We start from the raw sequence: 23,014 nt of genomic DNA, 5'->3' as shown, positions 1-23,014 counted from the left end.
GGTGGTACTGCCCAGGTATCAGACGACGGCGCCCGCGTTCGGGTCGTTGGGGTCGGTTTCTCCGCGCTTGGCACCGCCACCCTTGATCAGGTCTTCGCGCTTGACGCCCAGCCACATGGCGATGGCTGCGGCCACGAAGACCGAGGAATAGATGCCGAAGCAGATGCCGATGGTCAGGGCCAGGGCAAAGTAGTGCAGCGTCGGGCCGCCGAACAGGAGCATGGACAGCACCATGAGCTGCGTGCTGCCGTGCGTGATGATGGTGCGGCTGATGGTGGAAGTAATGGCATTGTCGATGATGGCCATCGTTTCCAGCTTGCGCAGGCGACGGAAATTCTCGCGGATGCGGTCGAAGATCACGACCGACTCGTTGACCGAATAGCCCAGCACGGCCAGCACCGCCGCCAGCACGGGTAGCGAGAACTCCCACTGGAAGAAGGCGAAAAAGCCCAGGATGATGACCACGTCGTGCAGGTTGGCAATGATCGCCGCCACGGCGAACTTCCACTCAAAGCGCACGGCCAGATAGACCATGATGCCCACCACCACAAAGGCCAGGGCCTTGAGGCCATCCAGCGCCAGCTCGTCACCAACCTGCGGACCGACGAACTCGCTGCGGCGCAGGGTGGCACTGGCGTCGGCTGCCTTGAGCGTGGCCATGACCTGCTCGCTTTGCTGGCCTGAACTGACACCCTTGGCCGCCGGCATGCGGATCAGCACGTCCCGCGCGGTGCCGAAGTTCTGAACCTGGACATCGGCATAACCCAGCTTGGCAATGCCGCCGCGCACCGCTTCCAGATCGGCCGCCTGGGAATAACTGACCTCTATCAGCGTACCGCCGGTGAACTCGACCGAAAGATGCAGGCCACGGGAAAAGAGAAAGAAGACGGCCGCCAGGAAAGTGACAACCGAAATGGCATTGAGCACCAGCGCATGCCGCATGAACGGGATATCGCGCCGGATTTTGAAAAATTCCATCTTGTTCTTCCCTCAATCCACCTTCGCCGGCGCCTGCCCGTCCGGGCGCCAGACCGTGCCGATCGACACCGACTTCAGCTTTTTACGGCTACCGTACCACAAATTTACCAGTCCGCGCGAGAAGAAAACCGCCGAGAACATGCTGGTCAGGATGCCCAGGCAATGCACCACGGCGAAACCCCGCACCGGGCCGGAACCGAAGGCCAGCAGCGCCAGGCCAGCGATCAAGGTGGTGACGTTGGAGTCCAGGATGGTGGCCCAGGCCCGGTCATAACCAGTCAGGATGGCCGCTTGCGGAGAGGCCCCGTTGCGCAGTTCTTCGCGCACCCGCTCGTTGATCAGCACGTTGGCGTCGATGGCCATGCCCAGCACCAGGGCCATGGCCGCCATGCCCGGCAGGGTCAGCGTGGCCTGCAGCATGGACAGCACGGCCACCAGCAGCAGCAGGTTGACGGCCAGTGCCACGCTGGAAATCACACCGAACAGCATGTAATAGACACACATGAAAGCCGTCACGGCCAGGAAACCCCAGGTCACACTGGCGAAACCCTTGTCGATGTTCTCGGCCCCCAGGCTGGGTCCGATGGTGCGTTCCTCAATGATCTCCATGGGCGCAGCCAACGCACCGGCGCGCAGCAACAGCGCCGTGTCGGCCGCCTCCACCGAGGTCATGCGGCCCGAGATCTGCACCCGACCGCCGCCGATTTCGCTGCGGATCACCGGCGCCGTGACCACCTCGCCCTTGCCCTTTTCGAACAGGATGATGGCCATGCGCTTACCCACGTTCTCGCGCGTCACGTCCTTGAAGATGCGCGAGCCCTTGGCATCCAGCGACAGGTTGACGGTCGGTTCCTGGGTCTGGCTGTCGAAGCCCGGCTGGGCATCGGTCAGGTTGTCGCCGGTCAGAACGACCTGCTTCTTGACGATGACGGCTTGGCCATTGCGGTCCGGATAGCGTTCGGTGCCAAAGGGTACCGGGCCGGAACCGGCTTCGGCGGAACGCCCTTCGACGCTTTCGTCCACCATACGCACTTCCAGCGTGGCCGTACGCCCCAAGATGTCCTTGGCCTTGGCCGTGTCCTGCACACCAGGCAGCTGCACGACGATGCGGTCCAGCCCCTGTTGCTGAATCACCGGCTCAGCCACGCCGAGCTCGTTGATCCGGTTGTGCAGGGTGGTGATGTTCTGCTTGAGCGCCTGCTCCTGCACCAGGCGTGCCGCCTGGGGCTTGATGGTGGCGTTCAGCCTGGTATCGCTGCCTTCCTGCGTTTCCGTGGTCTGCAGATCGGCAAACTGGTCCAGCAGCACGCGCTTGGCGGCGTCCACCGTGGCCGCATCGCGCAAACGCAGCTCGATGGCCTGGCCGTTGCGATTGATACCGCCGTGGCGCACGTTCTTCTCACGCAGCACGGTGCGCAGATCACCCGCCAGTGATTCGGCCTTCTTGCTCAGGGCAGCCTGCATGTCGACCTGCAACATGAAGTGCACGCCCCCACGCAGATCCAGGCCCAGGTACATAGGCGCGGCGCGCAACGCGGACAGCCAGGCCGGCGTGCGCGGCAGCAGGTTGAGCGCCACGATGTAGTCGGGATCGGCAGCGTCCTTGACCAGTGCGCGCTGGATGGCGTCCTTGGCCTTGAGCTGGGTATCGGTGGAATCGACCCGCACACGCAGGGAAGCTCCCTCCAGGCTGACGGTCTCGGGCGCGATACCGGCCTCTTTCAGCGCCGCTTCCACACGCGATTGCGTGTTGGCATCCACCTTGAAGACGGCCTTGGCGGCCGACACCTGGACGGCGGGCGCCTCGCCGAAAAAATTCGGGGCGGTGTACAACGCCCCCACCAGCAGCGCGATCACGATGATCGCGTACTTCCATACCGGATAACGGTTCATTGTTCTCTCGCGTCTGCGTGGCTGTAGGTCTCTTATTTCATCGTGCCCTTGGGCAGCACCTGCACCACAGCCTGGCGCTGCAGCTGCACCTCCACACCGGAAGCAATTTCCACGCCGACGTAGTTCTCATTCAGGCTGCTCACGCGGCCCAGCATGCCACCGGCCGTCACCACCTCGTCACCCTTGGCCAGGGCTTCGACCATGGCGCGGTGCTCTTTCTGCTTCTTCATCTGCGGGCGGATCATGATGAAGTACAGCACCACGAACATCAGCACGATGGGCAGCATGCTCATCAGGGAGGACTGCATGTCGCCACCGGAGGCAGCAGCAGGGGCGGTCTGGGCAAAAGCGGAAGAAATAAACACGGCTTACTCCACGTCAGGGGTTCAAAAATCAGGACATGCCCGCATCGGATGGTGCCTGGCAGGCACCCGCGAAACAGGCGGCCGCCCATTGTACGGGGCCAGAGTAAGCCGGTTTCAAGCCCCGCGGGCCTGTCCGGAATAGACCTGCACGCTAGAAAAAGAGAGGCAGTGGATCAGGCCGCGCAAGCTCGCCAGGCCGCCAGCCGCTCATCCCAGAGGGGGCGTACCGCTGCAAGATGCCGGACCTTGACGTGGCCATAACCGCGGATCTGCTCAGGCAGGCGCGCGATCTCTACCGCCGCTGCGTGGTTGCCCGTGTTCAAGCCAACCAGCAGTTCCTCGACACAGGCCCGGTACTCGGCGACCAGGGCGCGTTCGCCGCGGCGCTCTTCGGTTTTGCCGAAGGGATCGAAAACCGTGCCGCGCAGGCCCTTGAAGCGCGCCAGCAGACGGAAAACCATCCCCATGGCGGGGCCGAAAGGTCGCTTGACCAGCTCGCCCTTGGCGTTCTTCTTGGCGAGCAAGGGCGGCGCCAGGTGGTAGTGGAGCTTGTACTCACCCTCGAACATGGCACCGATGCGTGCCTTGAAGGCCGGATCGCTGTGCAGGCGCGCCACCTCGTACTCGTCCTTGTAGGCCATAAGCTTGAACAGGTAACGTGCCACCGCCTCGCTCAGGCTGGTCTTGCCCAGACGGCTTTCAGCCGCCTGCACCCGCGCCACGAAAGCCCGGTATGTTTCGGCATAGGCCGCGCTCTGGTAGCCGGTCAGGAACTCAACCCGGCGGGTCACCAGACTGTCGACGGTCTCGCGCGGCAGGAACTGAATGGCTTGCGCCGGCGTAAGCAGCTGTTGCACGCGCGCCCAGTCATGCGCCGCCTGGCGGCCCCATTCAAAGGCGGCCTTGTTGGCCTCCACCGCCACGGCATTGAGCTCGATAGCGCGCAGAAGCGAGGCCAGCCCCAGCGGGATCCAGCCCTTCTGCCAGGCGTAGCCCAAGAGCATGGGATTGACGTAAATGGCGTCCCCCATCAGCTTGCTGGCCACGGCATCGGCATCGAATGCGCCCAAGCCGTTTGTGCCCACAGCCTGTGTTATCTCGGCTGCGCAGCGCTCGGTCGGGTTCTGCCAGTTGGCGTTCTTCACAAAGGCCGCGGTCGGCGCGCTGTGGCTGTTGAGCGCCACACGCGTTCGCCCCTCGCGCATGCGCAGCGTAGTTTCCTTGCCCGCCGTGACGATGGGGTCGCAGCCCAGGATCAGGTCGGCTGCCGCCATGCCCACGCGTGTGGTCCGGATCTCCTCGGGCGTGTCCGCGATCAGCACGTGGCTCCAGGTCGCGCCGCCCTTTTGCGCCAGGCCGGCCGCGTCCTGCGTGACAATGCCCTTGCCCTCGATGTGGGCAGCCATGCCCAGCAACTGGCCGATGGTGATGACACCGGTACCGCCAACACCCGCCACCACGATGCCATAGGCCGTGGCCGCTGCGGGCAGGGCCGGCTCGGGCAAGGCGCCCAGCTCGTACGGGGACGTCGCCTGCCCCTTGGCCTTCTTTTTCAGTTGCCCGCCTTCGACGGTCACGAAGCTGGGACAGAAGCCCTTGAGGCAGGAGAAATCCTGGTTGCAGCTGCTCTGGTTGATGGTGCGCTTGCGGCCGAACTCGGTTTCCAGCGGTTCGACCGACAGGCAATTGCTCTGCTCACCACAGTCGCCGCACCCTTCGCAGACCAGCTCGTTGATCACCACGCGTCTGGCGGGTGTGACCAGCGTGCCGCGCTTGCGGCGGCGGCGTTTCTCGGTGGCACAGGTCTGGTCGTAGATGATCACGGTACAGCCTTTGAGCTCACGGAACTCGCGCTGGATGCGGTCGAGTTCGTCGCGATGCTCGATGGCGATACCTGCCGGCAGCCCCTGCACCCCCTCGTACTTCTCGGGTTCGTCGGTCACGATGGTGATCTTCTGCGCACCCTCAGCCCGCATGCTCTGCGCGATCTGGATCACACTGTGGCCCTCGGGCCGCTCGCCCACCTGCTGACCACCCGTCATGGCCACTGCGTCGTTGTAGAGAATCTTGTAGGTGATGTTGACGCCAGCGGCGATGCTCTGGCGCACGGCCAGGATGCCGCTGTGGAAGTAGGTGCCGTCACCGAGGTTGGCAAACACATGCTGCTCGCTGCTGAAGGGCTGCTGCCCCACCCAGGGCACACCCTCGCCACCCATCTGCGTGAAGCCAATGGTGCTGCGGTCCATCCAGGTCGCCATGAAGTGGCAGCCGATGCCGGCCATGGCACGCGAACCCTCGGGCACACGCGTGCTGGTGTTGTGCGGGCAACCCGAGCAGAACCAGGGCATGCGCTCGGCGGCCGGGCCGCCCAGCACCAAGGCCTGCATGGCCCGGTCCTTGGCGTCCAGCACGGCCAGCTGCGCGTCCACGCGCGCGGCCATATCGCTGCCGGCGGGCAGTATGCCGTTCTTCTTCAAACGCCCAGCGATGGCGCGCGCGATCATGGCCGGTGTCAGGTCGGCGTTGGCGCGCAGCAGCTCATTGCTGGAAGGATTGGCCTGCGACCATTCACCACCGGCACGATCCCCTTCGTTGAACTTGCCCAGGATGTTGGGGCGCACATCGTCGCGCCAGTTGTAGAGCTCTTCCTTGAGCTGGTACTCGATGAGCTGGCGCTTCTCCTCCACCACCAGGATCTCCTGCAGGCCGGTAGCGAAGTCGCGCGCGCTTTGCGCCTCCAGCGGCCAGACCACGGCCACCTTGTGCAGGCGTATGCCCAGTTGGCGGCAGCTGGCATCGTCCAGCCCCAGGTCCAGCAGGGCCTGGCGCGTGTCGTTGTAGGCCTTGCCGCTGGCGATCAGGCCGAAGCGGTCGTTCGGGCCTTCGATGACGTTGTGGTTCAGGCGGTTGGCGCGGATGTAGGCCAGGGCGGCATACCACTTGTGGTGGAAGAGCCGGTCTTCCTGCTCCAGTGCGTGGTCGGGCCAGCGTATGTGCAGACCGCCGGGCGGCATCTGGAAGTCGGTGGGCAACCGGATCTGCACACGTTCGGGGTCGATCATGGCGCTGGCGCTGGACTCGACGATCTCCTGGATGGTCTTCATGCCGGCCCAGACGCCGGCGTAACGGCTCAGGGCAAAAGCATGGATGCCAAGGTCCAGGATCTCTTGCACCGAGGCCGGAAAGAACACGGGCAGGCCGCAGGCCTTGAAGATGTGGTCACTCTGGTGCGCGGCCGTGGAGCTTTTGGCCACATGGTCATCACCCGCCACCGCGATCACGCCGCCCCAGGGCGTAGTGCCAGCATTGTTGGCATGCTTGAAGACGTCGGAGGTCCGGTCCACGCCCGGTCCCTTGCCGTACCAGATGCCGAAGACACCGTCGAAGCGGTTCGTACCCGGTGGCGCAAAACCCAGCTGCTGCGTGCCCCATAAGGCCGTGGCAGCCAGCTCCTCGTTCACCCCGGGCTGGAACACGATGTTCTGCGCCTGCAGGTAAGGCTTGGCCTTCCACAAGGCCTGGTCGTAGCTGCCCAGGGGCGAACCACGGTATCCGCTGATGAAACCAGCGGTGTTTTTGCCGGCCTGCTGGTCACGCAGGCGCTGCAGCATGGGCAGCTTGACCAGGGCTTGGACCCCGCTCATAAAAGCACGGCCATGGTCCAGTGAGTACTTGTCGTCCAGGGTGACGGTTTCCAGGGCCAGTCGGATGGCTTCGGGCAGGGGGGCGTTCATCGGGGCTTGTCTCCGTAAGGCCTTATTTGTCGGGCCAGTGTATGCGCGCCGGCCTGATAGGTCTTTGCTTTCTTTGCTTGATTACAGGTGGTTTTTGAAAGGATATTGCGTCAGAATTGAATAAATGGAAACACTAGACAAGTTTGATCTGGCCATCCTGGCAGAATTGCAAGCCGACGCCCGCCTGACCAATGCCGAACTGGCCTCCCGCGTGGGCCTGTCGCCCGCGCCCTGCTGGCGCCGCGTGCGTTCGCTCGAAACGCAGGGCTACATCAAGGGCTACCACGCCGAGATCGACCGCCACAAGATCGGCCTGGGCGTGCTGGCCTTTGTGCGCCTGGACGCAGAGCGCAACACGGGTGACGCAACACGGGTGCTGGAGGAAGCGGTGCGCGCCCTGCCCGAGGTGGTGGCCTGCCACTACATCAGCGGTACAGGCACCTTCGAGCTGCAGGTGGTGGCACAGGACCTGGACAGCTTCTCCCGCTTCGCCCTGCAGCGCCTGATCAACCTGCCCAACGTCAAGGACCTGCACACCAGCTTCTCGCTGGGCGAGGTCAAGGCCAGCCCTACACTGCCCCTGGGCCATCTGCAGATGCCGGCACCCACGCCGACACCTTCTGCAAGCAAAGTCCGACGGAGATCACGATGAGCTATCTGCGCCTCTACACCCTCGCTCTGCTGGCCTTGCCCGCTCTTGTGCACGCCCAGACCGGTCCGCTTGCGACAGCAACGCCACTGCCCATGCGCAATCTGCTGATCGAAGTGCGCCAGGATGACGGCAGCAGCGACAGCCGCGAACGCGTTGCCGCCGACGTGAACGCCCGTGTCCAAGCGGGCCGCAGTGAGGTGGATGTGAGCATCGATGCGCGCAACCGCCAGAGCGAACGCAGCGGCAGTGCCCAGCAGCAGGTGCTCGTGCTCAACGGTCGACCTGCAGCTATCAGGCTGGGCCAGGCCGTGCCTTTGCGCCTGCGCCAGTTCATCACCCAGGGCGGCGTGCGCCGCAGTGTGCCCGGCACGGTCTGGCTGCAGGCGGGCACCGGCTTCACGGCCACGCCCATCTGGGAGGGCGGCGATTCCGTCTACCTGGAACTGGCTGCCGCCCAGGGCCGCCAGCCCCTGGGACAGGGGGCCAGCACCTCCACCACGTTGATGCTGCCACTCGACGAATGGATGACGGTCGCTGACAGCGAGGACGTGCAGGACAACCGTCAAAACGCCGCCGGCCTGGGCGGCGGCGGACGCGAGACCCGCAGCAGCAGCCAGTCGCTGCGTGTGCAGGTACGCGTCAGCGTGCGCTGAAGCCTCGGACAAAAAACAGCGGCCTCGAAGGGCCGCTGAGACAGAAGACGCTTATTGTGAATCCGTTCAGCTGCCGACCTGGTCGCCGTTGTTCTTGGTGATGACGATCGTCGACGAACGCGGGCGGGCCGTGCCGCCATCGGGCCAGTGGCTTTCGTAGTTGGCCGGGATACTGATATTGGCCGCCGTGGAATTCTCCCCCGGGTGCTGGATGTTGATGAAGAGGGTCTTGCCATCCGGGGTTTCGGTGATGCCGGTGATCTCGCAGCCCTTGGGGCCAACCAGGAAACGGCGTAGCGTCGCGGCGGTGGCGTCCTTGCCGGCGTAGGTCGTCACGGTCTGGTTGGCAGCCGCATTGGCCGGCACCGCGGTGTTCGCCACAGGGGTAGACGCCCCGTCACCCTGCTGGCCCGGCAACGCCGCCAGCATCATGCAGTTCGTGACATCGGTGTAGGCGCCGTCGTCGGTCTGGATCCACATCAGGCCTGGCACGGCCTGGCTGAACCACAGGCCGTCGGGGCTGGAGAAGTCGTTGTCGGCGGTGAGGCCCGAGATGTTCACGTTGGTGCCGTCGGCGTCGGACTGCGCACCGAAGAGGTAGATGTCCCAGTTGAAAGACGTGGCCGACGGACTGCTGCCGGTCTCCTTCATGCGCACGATGTGCCCGTTGACGTTGCCGTTGCTGGTCGTGACGCCGCCCTTCACGTCCGAGTAATAACGCGGATTGGCCGCGTCCAGGCCGCGTGCCTTGCCGCTCGTGAAGCTGCCCGTCGCGCCACGGCCACTGTTGTTGGTCAGTGTGACGTAGATGTCGCCCGTGCTCGGGTGCACGCCGGTCCACTCGGGGCGGTCCATCGGCGTGGCACCCACGGCGTCGGCGGCCAGACGGCAGTTCACCAGCACGTCGGCCTGATTGGCGAAGCTGTAGGCAAAACCGTAAGCCGTGTAGCCGGCGGCAATCGTGGTGTTGCTGATGTTGAGTTCGGTCCAGGAGCCACTGCCGTTGGCGTTGAAGGTGGCGACGTAGAGCTTGCCGTCATTGAGGTATTTGTCGCCCGCGGCCAAGCCGCCGTTGGCGTCGGCCGGATCCCAGTTCTGGGTCGAGACGAACTTGTAGATGTACTCACCCTGCGAGTCGTCGCCCATGTAGTAGACGATGGGCTGGCCGGCCACCGCCTTGGCCGGCATGGCGCCTTCGTGGCCGAAACGGCCCAGAGCCGTGCGCTTGCGCGGCGTGGAGGTGGCTGCGAAAGGATCGATCTCGACGACCCAACCGAAGGTATGGGCCGCGTTGCGGAAGTCGTCGGTCGCCGTGGCACCGGTGGCGTTGATGTCCCAGCGGTTGTAGAGATCCGTGCCGCTGGTGTCGCCGCCCGAGGGGTTGGCCCAGCCATAGCTGCCGTTACTCGAACCCGTACCCATGTAGCGGTTCTGCACGGCCTGTGCCTTGGTGGTGGCCGTAGCCGCGCTGGCCGGCCGTTTGAAGTAACCAGCCCAATTTTCCTCACATGTCAGGTAGGTTCCCCAGGGGGTGACGCCGTTGGCGCAGTTGTTGAGCGTGCCACGGGTCTTGGCGCCGGTGGTCGAGAACTTGGTCTTGACCAGATCGTCACCGCTCACCGGGCCGCTGAGGTCCATCTCGGTTGCGGCCGTGATGCGACGGTTGAAGGAGGAGGCCTTGTTGATGGCAAAGGTACTGCTTTTCTGTACTTCGACCACAGTCACACCGTGGACGTTGACTTCCTTGTCCACTTGCGCCGCCACACGCGCCGTGTTACTGAAGCCGGCACCGACCTCAGCGCTGGTGTGCAGGAAGATCTGCGTGATGTTCTCGTGGTTCATGCACAGCAGGCCACGGGCCGCATTGCTCAGGTCCTTGGCGGTACCGGCGGCATTGAGACCGAAGTAGGCCATGCCGTCGTGATGGTCGCCCGCGCGGAACTCAAAACTTGCCGCGGTGTCGCTGCCGTCGTTGGCGTAGGCAGCGGTGGCGTTATTGATCGGGTCGCCCAGGCGGTACAAGGCGCTGTAGCTGTACCCCGTAGGCAGAGTGACCAGATCGTTCAGGTTTTTGGCCACGGCGGTGAAGCCGAGCTTAAAAGTGCCAGCGGAATCACCACCGCCCCCACCCCCGCCGCAGGCGCTCAGACCCAGGCCCATGAAGCCGGTGGCGGCCAGACCAAAGCCGCCCTTGAGCACGCTGCGGCGCGCCAGACGTGCTTCCAGCACGGTGTCGAAGCTGCGGTTGCCCGAATGGTTCTTGGAAACGTCATCCTCGCCATTCGGCGATTCGGGATGGTGCTTGGTGAGATGGTGTGACATTCGATCCTCTGCAAGAGTGCGGTTGTAAGACACCGCATTCTTGAGATCGCATGTGACACATCATTGACCGTCACCTGAAGAATTGATGACAGGCCAGCAAGAGCAGCCCTGCCTGTTTCAACGGGGCCAGAGCACCCACAGCCTCAGCGGCTGCTTGAGCCGCCCGGCGATCAACGAGGCGTCGGGACCCGTGCCCACAAAGTAGTCGGCACGCACCGCACCCGTGATGGCGCTGCCCGTGTCCTGCGCCAGCACCAGGCGCTGCAGCTGCAATTGCGGGCCGGCCGAGGCCAGCCAGACCGGCGTGCCATAAGGAATGCTGCCGGGGTCGACGGCGATGGAGCGCCCCGCCGTCAACGGCACACCCTGGGCACCACGCGGACCGACGGCGTTCTCGCTCTCGGGCAAGGCTTGCTCCTGGAAGAAGGTCACGCGCGGATTGGCCCACAGCATCTCCTGCACCCGGCCCGGGTTCTGAGCCACCCACTGGCGGATCGAAGGCCAGGAGGCATCGCGTATTTCGCGCCGCTGCTGCAGCCAGCCGCCCACGCTGCGGTAGGGCTGGTCGTTGGTGCCGGCGTAACCGATGCGCACCATGCGCTGGCGGCCATCCGGCTCGTTCACGAGCAGTCGGCCCGAGCCCTGGATCTGCAGATTGAGCGCGGCCACCGGGTCGGCCAGCCAGGCGATCTCGCGGCCCTTGAGCGCGGCCTGCGCCTCCGGCAGGCTGTCCATCTCCTGGCGGCTGTACCAGGGCTTGCGCAGGTGCAGCTGGGCCGGGGGCCGGTACAGAGGCACGTTGTAGCGTGCATCCGGCAGGCGCGAGGCCTCGACCACCGGTTCGTAATAACCGGTCAGCAGGCCCACCGGCTCGCTCTGAAAGGTCTCGACGCGGTAAGGCTGCAGGCGCTCGATCATCCAGTTACGGCGCTCCTCATCGCTGCCCTGACCCAGACGCCGTACATCGGTACACAGGGGTGCGAGCAGCGGAACGGGGCGCTCACAACTGCGCAGCCAGGCACCCCAGGCCTCACCCAAGGGGTCTTCGCCCAGGCCGGGCAGCTCGGCCCAGGCCACCGGGGTCCAGCGGCTGCGCGGCTGCTGCAACACATTGCCGCTGACCGGCTGGGAAGGAAAGGAAGAGGGAGCACCTGGAACCCCCGGCCGCTCGATGGCGATCATGGGGCTGCCGGACTCCGGCGCCGGTTCGGAGACCGGCACGGCACCGCAGCCCGCCAGCGTTCCTACAATCAGCAGCTTGAAGACAAAATAAAGTTGTTGGAGTCGGGTCATGTTGCTGATTTTCCTTGAAGCCCTGGGCGCCCTGCTCATGCTGGTGCTCATCGTGTGGTGGACCATGTTCTCGGGCCGCAAAAAGGGGGAGTTGCCTCCGCTGGGGCGCAGCGACGAAGACCCCACCCGGCCGCCGGAACGCGAACCGAAAAAGCCGAACTAGGTTTCACGCAAGAGGTTGGCCAGTTCGACGGCCGACTTGACTTCCATCTTGTCGAAGACGCGGGCGCGGTGCACTTCCACAGTGCGCACGCTGATGTCAAGCTGATCCGCGATGCGCTTGTTGGGCAGACCTTCCACCACCAGCTGCATCACCGCGCGCTCGCGATCGGTCAGTTCCGCCAAGCGTTGGCGCAGACGCGCGCGAACCTGCTGGGCCTGCACGATGGCTGCCGACTGGGCCAGGGCCTGCTCGACACGGTCCACCAGGGCATTGTCGGAAAACGGCTTCTCACAGAAATCAAACGCGCCGCGCTTGACGGCGCTGACCGCCGTGGGCACGTCGGCATGGCCGGTCAGGAAGATCACGGGCAGCACCTGATGCAATCCGCGCTCGACCAGGCGCTCGAAAAGCGCCAGCCCGCTCATGCCGGGCATGCGCACATCCAGCAGCAGGCAGGCAGGGCGCAGAGGCAGGGGCGCACCCTCGATCATTTCGAGAAAGGCCTCGGCGCTGTCAAAGACCTGGCTGCCCAGGCGACGTGAACGCAGCAGCCAGGCCAAGGCCTCACGCACGCTAGCGTCATCGTCCACGATGTATACGGAGGCGTCGATCACGGGTTGCATGGCGTGATGTTAAGGCAGGACCGGTTCGGGACCCGAAGGCAGGGTGAAGCTGAACACCGTACCCTGGGGCGGATTGGCCTCGAAGGCCAGCGTGCCGCCATGTTGTTCTATCACGGTGCGACACAGGCTCAGGCCCAACCCCATGCCTTCGGCCTTGGTGGTGAAAAAGGGCGTGAACAGTTGCTGCGCCACCTCGGGCGCAATACCCAGACCGACGTCGGTGACGGAAAACTCGATCCAGCGAGCATCCGAAGGCAGGCGCCTCACGCCCAGCCGCAGCACACGCCGGCGGATCTCGGGCCGGTCCATAGCCTGCATGCCATTGCGCGCCAGATTGAGCAGCACCTGCTCGACCATGGTGCGGTCGCACAGCACGGGCGGCAAGCCGGGTTCCAGATGCAGCTGCACCTGCACACCCAACTTGCGCGCCTGCAGATTGACCAGCGGGAGGATGGCGTCGAGCAGGATTTGCGGGGCCACGGACTCCCGCGCCTGGTCGCGCCGGCGCACGAAGTCATGCACGCTCTTGATGACCTTGCCGGCACGCTCGGCCTGCTCGGCGATACGGTGCATGGCCAATTCGACGTCAGCCAGCGTGTGCGCTCCCTGCTGCAAAAGGTTGCGTGTACCCGTGGCATAGCTCGCAATGGCAGCCAACGGCTGGTTGAGTTCATGGCTGAGCAGCGAAGCCATCTCACCCACCATGGCCAGGCGGGCCGTGGCCTGCAGGCGGTCCTGGCTGGCCCGCGAGAGCTCCTCGACGCGACGCTGTTCGCGGATATCGAGAAAGGCGCTCATCCAGCCGGTCTGGGCCCCCTGGGCATTGATCAGCGGCGCCTCGATGATGAGCACCGGGAAACGCGTGCCGTCCTTGTGCATGAAGACCGATTCGTAGCCCTCGCGCGGGGGCACATTGCCGGCCAGCCGGATCTCCTGGCGCTTCTGGTACTCGTCGGCCAGCTCGGGCGGCCAGTAGGGAAAATTCATGCTCTGTCCCGTGAGCTCCTCGGCACTGAAACCCACCATCTGGCAAAAGGCCGGGTTGACGTAGGTGATGCGGCCCTGCAGATCGCGCGCCCGCAGGCCTGTGACCAGCGAGTCTTCCATGGCCTTGCGAAAGGCCAGCGCATCCGCCAGATCGCTCTCGGCCTTCAGACGCCGGCGCATGTCCTTGCCCAGCAAGAGGAGGATGGACACCAGGGCGATCGACATGGCCGTGACCAGGGCCGTGAGCACGTTGGGAAAGACATTGGGCGCGCCATGCCAGCTGTCCATGCGCAGCACCAGGGTCGTGCCTGGCAGGTCCAGCAGCTGCTGGGCCGAAAACAGGCGGCTGGTGCGGCGGGCCGTACCGCGCATGGCCAGGCGCGTGCCATCGCCTTCGGTGAAAGACACCTCCTGGCTGCGCGTGAGCTGGCGTGCGAGATCGTCCAGCAAGTCCTGCAGCGAATAGGTGGCGACCAGATACCCCATGACCACACCGGCACTGGCCAGCGGCAGGCACACCTCCATCACTTCCAGCCCCAGGCCATCGGTCATGGGCACGAAGTAGCTGCCCGAATACGCCGGCCCGCTGATGCGCCGCGCGACGTTGCAGACCTGGGTCACCTCGGACTGCACGCTGTCGCGCCCCAGACGGGCGAACACGGGCGGACGGTAGGGTGTGCCCGCCTGCGCCAGGACATGGTGCTGGCTGTCACGCCACTCGATGCGCAGAAGCTCGCGCCGCTCGCGCAGCAGAGCGGTAGCTTCGGCGGTCCAGGCTACCGGTTTGGGTTCGCCGAACTGCAGGGCCTGCAGGCTCTGCAGATTGCGTGTCAGGCGTGCGCGGATGTCACCCACGGCGTCGGCCGCATCACGCTCCAGGCGGCTTTGCACCTGGCTGGCTTCGTAACGACCGGCCAGCCACACCAGCGTGATCAGCAAGGCCACCACCAGCGCCGTCAGCGCCGACCACAGCACACGACGACGCCAGTGGGCGCGCCAGCGCTCCCTGCGAGATTCGACCAGAGGGATGTTCACAGCACGCGGTGCTCCAGGGCCGGCAGCTGCTGGCGGCATTGCCGCAACAGGGCCGCGTCGAGCTCGGCCAGCACTACCCCCTCGCCTTCCGCTTGCACCCCCAGCACACGCCCCCAAGGGTCCACCTGCATGGTGTGCCCCCAGGTGCGCCGCCCGTTCTCATGCAGGCCGCCCTGCGCGGCGGCCGCGACGTAGGCCAGGTTCTCAACGGCGCGCGCGCGCAGCAACAACTCCCAATGCGCTTGGCCGGTGGTGTGGGTAAAGGCGCTGGGCACCAGCAGCAGCTCCGCCCCGGCCTGGGCATGGGCGCGGTAAAGCTCGGGGAAACGCAGGTCGTAGCAGACGCTCAGGCCCACGCGCCAGCGATGGCCATCGCGCGAGGGAAGCTCGAAAGTGACCGGCTCGCGCCCTGGCAGCAGAGTGCGCGCCTCGTCGTAACGCTCGCGCCCGTTGTCAAAGCGGAAGAGATGAATCTTGTCGTAATGCGCCACCCGTTCACCGTCTGGCGCGTAGACCAGTGTGCTGTTGTAGGCGCGTGGAAGCTCTTCACCCTTCGGTGTACCCCCCTCCACAGGCAGGGTACCGCCGACGATCCACAGGCCCAACTCGCGCGCGGATTGCGCCAGGAAATCCTGGATCGGCCCCTGACCCAGGGGCTCGCGCAGGGCCAGCTTGTCGCTGTCCTGGCGACCCAACAGGCAGAAGTACTCGGGCAGCACGGCCAGCTCGGCGCCCTGCCGCGCCGCTGCTTCAAGCAGCGCGCCTGCGCGCGCCAGATTGGCGTCGCGTTCCACACCGGAGACCATCTGGATGGCCGCCAGCTTCATGGTGTGTTCCCGGCCGGCTTGCCGGGCGCTGGCACCTGGATCTCGACCTTGTTCATCTGCGGGTCGCTCCAGCTGCCGGTGATGCGGAATTCCTGCGTGGTCGCGGCGATCATCGGCCCGCGCAACAGAACCTGGGCCAGGAAGGTACCCAGGCCCACAGCCGGATTGATCCAGGTGGCGATCAACGAAGCGGTGCCGGCATTGATCTCGGGCACCACCACCACACGCAGATCCTGCGTCTCTCGCGCCAGGTCGGCCTGACCGTCCATCAGCACCGCCGCATTGACGCCCTTCATCTGAAGATTGTTGGTCCGTGCGATGCCCTGCTCGACCTGGACGTCACCGCGCACAAAATCGAAGGCGAAGCCCTCGGTGAACACATCGCGGAAATCCAGGGCCAGGCGTCGCGGCAGCGCCTGCAAGCTGAGCACGCCCATGAGCTTGGCAATGCCGGGGTCTGCCTTGAGGAACTGACCGGTCTCGACGTTGACGTTGAAGCTGCCCCCCAGGCTCGGGTAATCCAGCCCCAGGGGTGATCCGATCCAGCTGGCCTGGCCCTCCATGCGGCCCTTGCCTGCGCGGATCAGGCCGGGCATGCCCAGGCGCGTCAGCAGGCCGCCGGCGTCCGCCATATCGAGCTTGAAATTCATGACGGTACGGCGTCGCTCCGTGCGCACGGCGCCCGGGGCCGTACGCGGCACGCTCACGCGGCCCTCCGGCTCGCCCACCTCCTGGTATACGGCCCAGTTGCCGCTGGCGCTGAACTCGGCTTCCGGCATGCTGATGTTGAGCTTGCTCAGACGCCACTCCCGCGTCCCGGTATCGCGTTGCGCCAGGCCGCGGTTGACCGCTTCGATCTCCACACGTCCTAGGTTCTTGCCCCGCAGCTCGAGGCTGTTGATCACCACATCCAGCGCCGGGATGCTGACCGGCTGCTCGTCCAGCAGGTTTTCCATGCCGCTTGCGTTCTCCTGGGCCAGCACCAGGCGCGCCAACCGGGCGTAGACGCTGCCAGCGCCGACGCTGGAGGGCATGCGGTATTCGAGGTAGCCACTGAGTTCGCGCGCATCCAGGTTCACGCGCCAGGTCTGGCCTTCACGCGTGCCGCCAGCCACCAGCTGGCTGAACTTCTGGCCACCCATCCGCAGGCTCGTGCCCTGCACCATCAGGCTGGTGGGCAGGTAATCCTGCAGAGCGGCAGGCACCGGCGGGCCGCCAGCCGGCGCTACGATGCCACCGGGCACCACAGCGGGCGTGGCCGCCGCCTGGCGCCAAGCATCGAGATCCAGATTGTCGAAGTTGATGCTGGCCACCACACCGCCGTCAGGCATGGGCAGGCTCTCGCCAGCAGGCAGACCCACACCGATGGTGCCGCGCAGGACTTGCGTCCCGCCCGTACCGTGCTCACGCATATAGCGCATGGACAGCATTCGTCCCAGATCCAGGCGCAGCAGATCCAGGCGCGCGCCCTGAACGGTGTCTCCGGCTTCGCCGCCCATCAGGGCCGCCTGCAGACGCAGGGGCAGGGCTTCATCGGCCGCCTTGCTCAGCGGTGCCGGCAGGTTCAGCGCCAGGCCCTGCAGACTGGAAGAAAACTGGAACTCCGGCACGCCATGACGCAGGCTGAACTCGGCGGTGTAGCTGGTGCTGCCGTTCATTTGCTGCGCCAGACGGGCCGCCACACCGAGCTGTGATTCCTGTCGCAGGCCCAGCGCCGTCAAGCTGCCTTGTACGCGCAGGCGTGGAGGCCCCTCGGCGTTCGTCCCCGGCAGGGGTATCGTGCCGCCCTCGGCGCGCAGATCCCCGCCCAGCAAACGCCCCTGGACACCGGCCAGCGCAAAACCACGTTCGCTGAAATGCACCAGCCCACGGGCGCGGGTCAGGCGCGGCAGCATGGGGGCCATCTGCAGCTCATTGCCCGCCAGCTTCACCTGGCCTTGCACCATCGAGTCCTCCAGACGCAGCAAGGGCAGGTCGAGGCGCAGCTGCCCCTCGGTATTGCCCGTGGCCCGGGCCCGCCCCAGCACGCCGCCCGTCATTGTGTCCAGCGGCGAGGCCACGATCAAACCGCGCAGGAAATCGTCAAGCGGTCCGCCCAGTTGCATGCTGGTCAGCACCCGCGCGTCGTTGCCCATGTCCGGAATGCGGGCCTCACCCTGGCTGATCCGCAGCTGCGGCGCCCCTTCGAGCCTCGCATTGATGTTGCGCAGCTGCAGGCTGGCGTGATCGATCAGCAGCTCACCGCGCACCTCGGTCAAGGCCGGCCAAGGCTTTTGCCCGGCCGGCTGCAAGCCCGCTGGCACATAGACGAAGCGCGTGTCCTGCACACTGGCCGTGATGCGGAACTCACCCTGCCCCGGGCTGCTGAAAGGGAAATCGCGCAGATCCCCTCTGACCCGGAAGCGCGCCCCGCCGGCCCAGCCCTGTGGCAGCGCCTTGCGCAGGTAATCCCGGACGTCGGCGTTGATCGCCTGGGGCAGGTAGCGATGCAAGGCCGACAACTCGGCCCGGCTCATGCTCCCCTGCAGATCCAGCACGCCGGGTAGGCTGGCGCCGGCTCCCTCGCCCGTGTGCCACTTGAGCTGGAATTCGCCCTGCGCTTCGGCATTGGCAAAGCGCGCATTACTGATCTGCAGGCTGGTCTGGTTCCCTTGCAACTTCCACTGCAGCTCGGCCGCCAGCTGATCGAGCGCGATGCGCGGCTGCTCGAACACACCCGGCAGTTCCAGATGACCCTGCTGCACCACCACGCTAGCGCGGCCGCCGTCCTGGGTCAGATCGAAATCGACCGTCAGTCCGCGCACACCGGGCGAGCCCAACGCGCCGGGTGGGGCAACCCCCTCTGCCAGGGGCTGCAGCTGCGGGCGCGACGCCACGTCCAGTTGGCGCAGCCGGCCACGCGCATCGAAACGCTCGGGCGCCTCCCAAGGCCCTTGCCAGCGGGCCTGCAACTGCTCGACCTGTCCCTTGGGCGCATACAGCACCAGAGCCTCATGCACGCGCGGCCCCAGCGGCAGCCTCTGGGCCAGCTGGGCCAGCGTCGCCAGGTCGATGCCATTGACGCGGATCTCGCCGCGCGCCTTCACAGCGCCCCCCGGGTCCGTGTGGCTGACGCGTACATCCCCACCGGGCCAGCGCAGGCCGTCGACCGTGTCGAACTTCAGACCCTGGGTATAGGCCTCGAACCCGCCCTCCAGCCGTCGACCGCCCAGCCGGCCGCTGAGGCGGGCCAAATCGAGTGCGGGCAGTTCAGGCCCCAGCCTGAGGCCCAGCTTGGACAGCACCACGTCCGCCGTGACACCGCTCACCCGGCCCTGGTCCACGTCCACCCAGGCGCGCAGGGCGCCGCTGCCACCCGCCACGTCCAGCTGCACAGGAACATGGCGGCGCAGCTGGGCGATATCGACGCGCTCGAACACGGCATACAACTGCCCATACCAGCGCTGCCACTCGCCGGCCCGCGTGAACAACAGGGGCTGGTGAAAACTGCCACGCAGGCTGAAGCGGCCACCCAGTTCGGCCGCTGGCGTGGCATCCAGTCGCAGCTCATGCAGGCGCGCCCCGTTATGCAGACGCAGGTCCACATCCTGCAGCTGCAGCAGGGGCGCCGCACGAAGTTCATCGCGCCATTGCACGCGGCCGCCGCGGATGAGCCATTCGGTCTGCGAAAACACCCAGTCGGCCGCGCGGCCGTCACCCTCCTGGTGCTGGGGAATTTCAATACCCGCCACAAAGATACGGCCATCGGCTGCGCGTCGCACATCCAGCTCGGGCCGCTCGATGGCCAGCTGCTCGAAGCCGAGGTTCCAGAGCGACCTAGGCGAGACCGTGGCCGTTACGCGTGGCAGCTGCAACGCCGCCTTGCCCTCGCTATCGAGCAGGCGCACATCATTCAGCTCGAAAGACGGGAACAGGCTGTCGGCGTGGGCCACGATGGCACCGATGCGCACCGGCACGCCCAGGGCCTGGCTGGCCCGGGTTTCGAGCTCCGGACGCAATTCGCCGATTCGCGGCACAATGAAGAGGTGCAGCGCCGCCCAGGCGGCGCCGAAGACCAGCCAAGCCAGGAGGACCAGCCACAGCAGAGCGCGCGTCGAAATCGTCAGGACTTTGAGCGGCAGGGAGGGGCGACGTGGCAGGGTGTCCATTTTGAAGAACGAGATCTCGACAGGAATTATGACCCGCAACGATGCATGCGGCCTGATGCAGGGCGCGACCCAGGCGCTGGCGGCATCCCCCCCTGCCGCCGACCATTCCCGTTTCGTCCAGCGCATACGGCGTCGCCATGCCGATCTGCTGGCACAGTTGCCTCCGGGCCGCCCCGACCCCCAGGCCCTGCAAGCGCTTTTTGCCCGTTTGCGAAATGCCGGCCTTGACAGTGGCGCGGCCTTGCGCACGATCCGTCAGCTGGTCATGGAACGTCTGGTTGTTCTGGACTGCGAACAACAGGCCCCTCTGCAGGACATCACCGCCAGCATGACCGAACTGGCCGAATTCGCGCTCGACGTAGCCTGCACCGAAGTCATGCAGGCCCTGGACGACAGCCACGGCATGCCGCTGACGCCGGCCGGCGCGCGCGCGCTATTCTGGGTGGTGGGCATGGGCAAGCTGGGCGCGCGCGAACTCAACGTCTCCAGTGACATCGACCTGATCTACATCTACGACCAGGATGGCGAGACCGCCGGCAATGCCGAGGGACGTAACCGCATTTCCAACCACGAGTACTTCGCCAAGGCGGTGCGGGCCATCTACAACCTGCTGGGTGATACCACCGAGCACGGTTTTGTGTTCCGCGTCGATCTGGCGCTGCGCCCCAATGGCAACTCGGGCCCGCCGGCCGTGTCGCTGGGCGCGCTGGAGGAGTACTTTCACGTGCAGGGCCGGGAGTGGGAGCGTTTTGCCTGGCTCAAGAGCCGCATCGTGGCGCCCAAACGCCAGTTGCAGGACGGTTCGGTCATGGCCCTGCGCAGCTTGGTCGTCCCCTTCGTCTTTCGCCGTTACCTGGACTACAACGTCTTCGACTCGCTGCGTGTGTTGCACCGGCAGATCCGCGAGCACGCGGCCAAACGCAGCGCCGGGCATCCCGAGCGCAGCAACGATGTGAAGCTATCCCGCGGCGGCATCCGGGAGATCGAGTTCACCGTGCAGCTGCTGCAGGTGGTGCGCGGCGGCCAATACCCCGAACTGCGCACCCGTCCCACACTCGATGCCTTGCAACGCCTGGTCAAGGCCGGGCTCATGCCGCAGGCCACGGCCGAGGCGCTGGCTCGGGCCTACGAATTCCTGCGCCGGGTGGAACACCGCATCCAGTACCTGGACGACCAGCAGACCCATGTGCTGCCCACCCGTGACGAGGATCTGGACTGGATCGCGCGCAGCATGGGCCTTGCCAGCACCTGCGAATTCCTGAGCCAGCTCGATGCCTACCGCGAGGTCGTGGCGCAAGAGTTCGACATCCTGCTCGGTGGCGCCGGGCAAAAGGAATGCAAAGGCTGCGGCAACGGAAACGGCAAGAACGGCGGCCCGGCCGCGCCCGATTTTGATGGCCTGCTGGAACGGTTGTCCCCGCTCTTTCGCGAACGGGTCAGCGCCTGGCGTACGCACCCGCGGGTGCTGGCCCTGCGGGAAGAATCCCGCGCCCGCCTGATACGCCTGGTCGTACGCACGGCCGACTGGCTGCGCGAGGATCGCGCCAGCGAGGAGGCCGCTTGCCGTCTGGTGGACTGGATGGAGCCGCTGCTGCGGCGCGAGAGCTACCTGGCCATGCTGCTGGAACGCCCGGCCGTGCACGAACGCCTGCTGCGCCTGCTGGGCGCGGCACGCTGGCCTGCACGTTACCTGCTGCAGCACCCGGGGGTGATCGACGAGCTGGCCAGCCGCACCATGATGGACGAGCGTTTCGACCCGGTCGCTTTCGAGACCGAACTCGATGCGCGCCAGAAAGCCCTGCAGGCAGCTGGCGACGACGATGAGGAGTCGCTGCTCAATCTGCTGCGTCGGGCCCACCATGCCGAGGTCTTCCGCACCCTGGCGCGCGACGTGGAACGCGTGCTGACGGTGGAACAGGTGGCCGACGATCTCTCGGCCCTGGCCGATGCCGTGCTGCGCATCACCACGCGCTGGTGCTGGGCGCGCATGAAGAAGAGGCATCGCGAGGAGCCCCAGTTCGCCATCATCGGCTACGGCAAGCTCGGCGGCAAGGAACTGGGCTATGGCAGCGACCTGGACATCGTCTTCGTCTACGAGGATGCACACGAGGACGCCGCCGAGAGTTACGCCCTGCTGGTACGCAAACTGATCAACTGGCTGACCGTCAAGACCTGTGAAGGCGATCTCTACGAGATCGACACCGCGCTCCGACCCAACGGCAACTCCGGCCTGCTGATCACCACCTTCGAGGCCTACGCCAACTACCAGCAGCAGCGCGGCAGCAATACCGCCTGGACCTGGGAACACCAGGCCATGACGCGCGCACGTTTCGTGCTGGGCAGCGCCGATCTACGCCAGCGCTTCGACCAGGTGCGCCAGGCCGTGATCGCCGCCCCGCGTGATGCGCAGGCCCTGCGTCAGGAGATCGTGACCATGCGCGACAAGGTGCGTCAGGCGCATCCGGTCCGCGGCGAGCAGTTCGACGTCAAGCACAGCCCGGGTGGCATGGTCGATGCCGAGTTTGCCGTGCAGTATCTGGTCTTGTCGCAGTCGACACACCACCCGGAACTGGTGGCCAATGTCGGCAACATCGCCCTGCTGCGCACAGCCGAAACCGTGGGCCTGCTACCCGCCGGGGTGGGCAATGCGGCCGCCGACGCCTACCGTGAATTACGGCGCATCCAGCACCGCGCTCGTCTCAACGAGGAACCGACCCAGGTCGCGGCGGAGTCCATCTCCAGCGAACGCGGCGCCGTGCTGGCCCTGTGGAAGGCCGTGTTCGATCCGGCCTGATCTTCAACCCGTGCTGCGGATCTTGTGCACCAACGCGGTCGTCGAATAGCCATTGACAAAGGGCAGGGCCAATGAACGCCCGCCCCAGGACTCGACCAGGGCTGTCTCAGGCAGCTTGCGCATGTCGTAGTCGCCGCCCTTGACCAGGATGTCGGGACGGATTTCGGCGATCAGGGCCTGGGGCGTGTCCTCGTCAAACCAGGTCACCAGGTCGACCGCGCCCAGGGCGGCCATCAGCGCCGCGCGATCCTCTTCCTTGTTGAGCGGGCGGTCCGGTCCCTTGCCCAGGCGGCGCGCCGACGCGTCCGTGTTCAAGGCCACGACCAGGCTGGCCCCCAGGGCCCGCGCCTGCGCCAGGTAGATGGCGTGCCCCCGGTGCATGACGTCGAACACGCCGTTGGTAAACACCAGGGGCCGGGGCAGGGCAGCCAGGCGCCGGCCCAGCTCGGCACGTGGACACAGCTTGTCCAGAAAGGCGGGCAAGGGGTAGGGGCCGCCGGAGGGCTGCTGGGTCACGGGTGCTTGTGTCATGGCCCGCATCCTAGCA

At 65.9% G+C, this 23,014-nt stretch carries 15 protein-coding genes; 4 read left to right on the top strand and 11 right to left on the bottom strand.

Features of this window, described 5'->3' with window-relative positions:
* Positions 1–18: 18 nt before the first annotated feature.
* From secF to AC07NT_RS14830, 4 genes are all read right to left on the bottom strand, one after another.
* The gene (gene secF, locus AC07NT_RS14845) at positions 19–978 is read right to left on the bottom strand and encodes a protein translocase subunit SecF (RefSeq protein WP_498599351.1); all 960 of its coding nucleotides are present in this window, start codon (positions 976–978) and stop codon (positions 19–21) included.
* A gap of 12 nt (positions 979–990) precedes the next feature.
* Positions 991–2,871: a protein translocase subunit SecD gene (secD, locus tag AC07NT_RS14840; RefSeq protein ID WP_498599352.1), complete on the bottom strand. Its 1,881-nt coding sequence runs from the start codon at positions 2,869–2,871 to the stop codon at positions 991–993.
* 32 nt (positions 2,872–2,903) lie between these two features.
* The gene (gene yajC / locus AC07NT_RS14835; protein ID WP_498599353.1) at positions 2,904–3,236 is read right to left on the bottom strand and encodes a preprotein translocase subunit YajC; all 333 of its coding nucleotides are present in this window, start codon (positions 3,234–3,236) and stop codon (positions 2,904–2,906) included.
* A 173-nt stretch (positions 3,237–3,409) separates the two neighbouring features.
* Positions 3,410–6,970, bottom strand: coding sequence for an indolepyruvate ferredoxin oxidoreductase family protein (locus tag AC07NT_RS14830; RefSeq protein ID WP_498599354.1), 3,561 nt, complete (start codon positions 6,968–6,970; stop codon positions 3,410–3,412).
* 124 nt (positions 6,971–7,094) lie between these two features.
* Here AC07NT_RS14830 and AC07NT_RS14825 point away from each other — a divergent pair, with 124 nt between their 5' ends.
* Positions 7,095–7,622, top strand: a complete 528-nt coding sequence (locus AC07NT_RS14825) for an Lrp/AsnC family transcriptional regulator (protein WP_498599355.1) — start codon at positions 7,095–7,097, stop codon at positions 7,620–7,622.
* A complete protein-coding gene (locus AC07NT_RS14820) occupies positions 7,619–8,275 on the top strand; it encodes a hypothetical protein (RefSeq protein ID WP_498599356.1) in 657 nt (218 codons plus the stop codon). Before AC07NT_RS14825 ends, AC07NT_RS14820 begins: the two co-directional genes overlap by 4 nt.
* Positions 8,276–8,341: 66 nt before the next feature.
* On the opposite strand, the gene AC07NT_RS14815 is transcribed toward AC07NT_RS14820, so the two are convergent.
* Positions 8,342–10,597, bottom strand: coding sequence for a PhoX family protein (locus AC07NT_RS14815; protein ID WP_498599357.1), 2,256 nt, complete (start codon positions 10,595–10,597; stop codon positions 8,342–8,344).
* A 117-nt stretch (positions 10,598–10,714) separates the two neighbouring features.
* The gene (gene mltA, locus AC07NT_RS14810) at positions 10,715–11,956 is read right to left on the bottom strand and encodes a murein transglycosylase A (RefSeq protein WP_498599358.1); all 1,242 of its coding nucleotides are present in this window, start codon (positions 11,954–11,956) and stop codon (positions 10,715–10,717) included.
* On the opposite strand from mltA, the gene AC07NT_RS14805 reads away from it, so the two are divergent.
* A complete protein-coding gene (locus AC07NT_RS14805) occupies positions 11,889–12,053 on the top strand; it encodes a hypothetical protein (protein WP_498599359.1) in 165 nt (54 codons plus the stop codon). The two genes, mltA and AC07NT_RS14805, sit on opposite strands and share 68 nt — an antisense overlap.
* On the opposite strand, the gene AC07NT_RS14800 is transcribed toward AC07NT_RS14805, so the two are convergent.
* The 4 genes from AC07NT_RS14800 to AC07NT_RS14785 are packed head-to-tail and all read right to left on the bottom strand — an operon-like array spanning position 12,050 to position 19,673.
* Complete coding sequence (locus AC07NT_RS14800; protein WP_498599360.1) at positions 12,050–12,676, bottom strand: response regulator transcription factor; 627 nt, start codon at positions 12,674–12,676, stop codon at positions 12,050–12,052. The genes AC07NT_RS14805 and AC07NT_RS14800 overlap by 4 nt on opposite strands.
* 9 nt (positions 12,677–12,685) lie before the next feature.
* Positions 12,686–14,698: a two-component system sensor histidine kinase NtrB gene (locus tag AC07NT_RS14795; RefSeq protein WP_498599361.1), complete on the bottom strand. Its 2,013-nt coding sequence runs from the start codon at positions 14,696–14,698 to the stop codon at positions 12,686–12,688.
* Entirely contained in the window at positions 14,695–15,525 is an 831-nt protein-coding gene (locus tag AC07NT_RS14790) for a carbon-nitrogen hydrolase family protein (RefSeq protein ID WP_498599362.1), read from the bottom strand. The genes AC07NT_RS14795 and AC07NT_RS14790 overlap by 4 nt, the downstream gene beginning before the upstream one ends.
* Positions 15,522–19,673 carry a YhdP family protein gene (locus tag AC07NT_RS14785; RefSeq protein WP_498599363.1) on the bottom strand — a complete coding sequence of 1,384 codons (4,152 nt, stop codon included), beginning with the start codon at positions 19,671–19,673 and terminating at the stop codon, positions 15,522–15,524. The genes AC07NT_RS14790 and AC07NT_RS14785 overlap by 4 nt, the downstream gene beginning before the upstream one ends.
* Before the next feature lie 55 nt (positions 19,674–19,728).
* On the opposite strand from AC07NT_RS14785, the gene glnE reads away from it, so the two are divergent.
* Positions 19,729–22,467, top strand: a complete 2,739-nt coding sequence (gene glnE, locus AC07NT_RS14780; RefSeq protein ID WP_498599664.1) for a bifunctional [glutamate--ammonia ligase]-adenylyl-L-tyrosine phosphorylase/[glutamate--ammonia-ligase] adenylyltransferase — start codon at positions 19,729–19,731, stop codon at positions 22,465–22,467.
* 3 nt (positions 22,468–22,470) lie between these two features.
* Here glnE and rfaE2 read toward each other — a convergent pair whose 3' ends face one another.
* Positions 22,471–22,998, bottom strand: a complete 528-nt coding sequence (gene rfaE2, locus AC07NT_RS14775; protein ID WP_498599364.1) for a D-glycero-beta-D-manno-heptose 1-phosphate adenylyltransferase — start codon at positions 22,996–22,998, stop codon at positions 22,471–22,473.
* Positions 22,999–23,014 lie beyond the last annotated feature (16 nt).

The sequence above is a fragment of the Hylemonella sp. GW821-FHT10B10 genome, from assembly GCF_059415585.1.
This window is presented reverse-complemented; position numbering and strand designations above follow the sequence as displayed.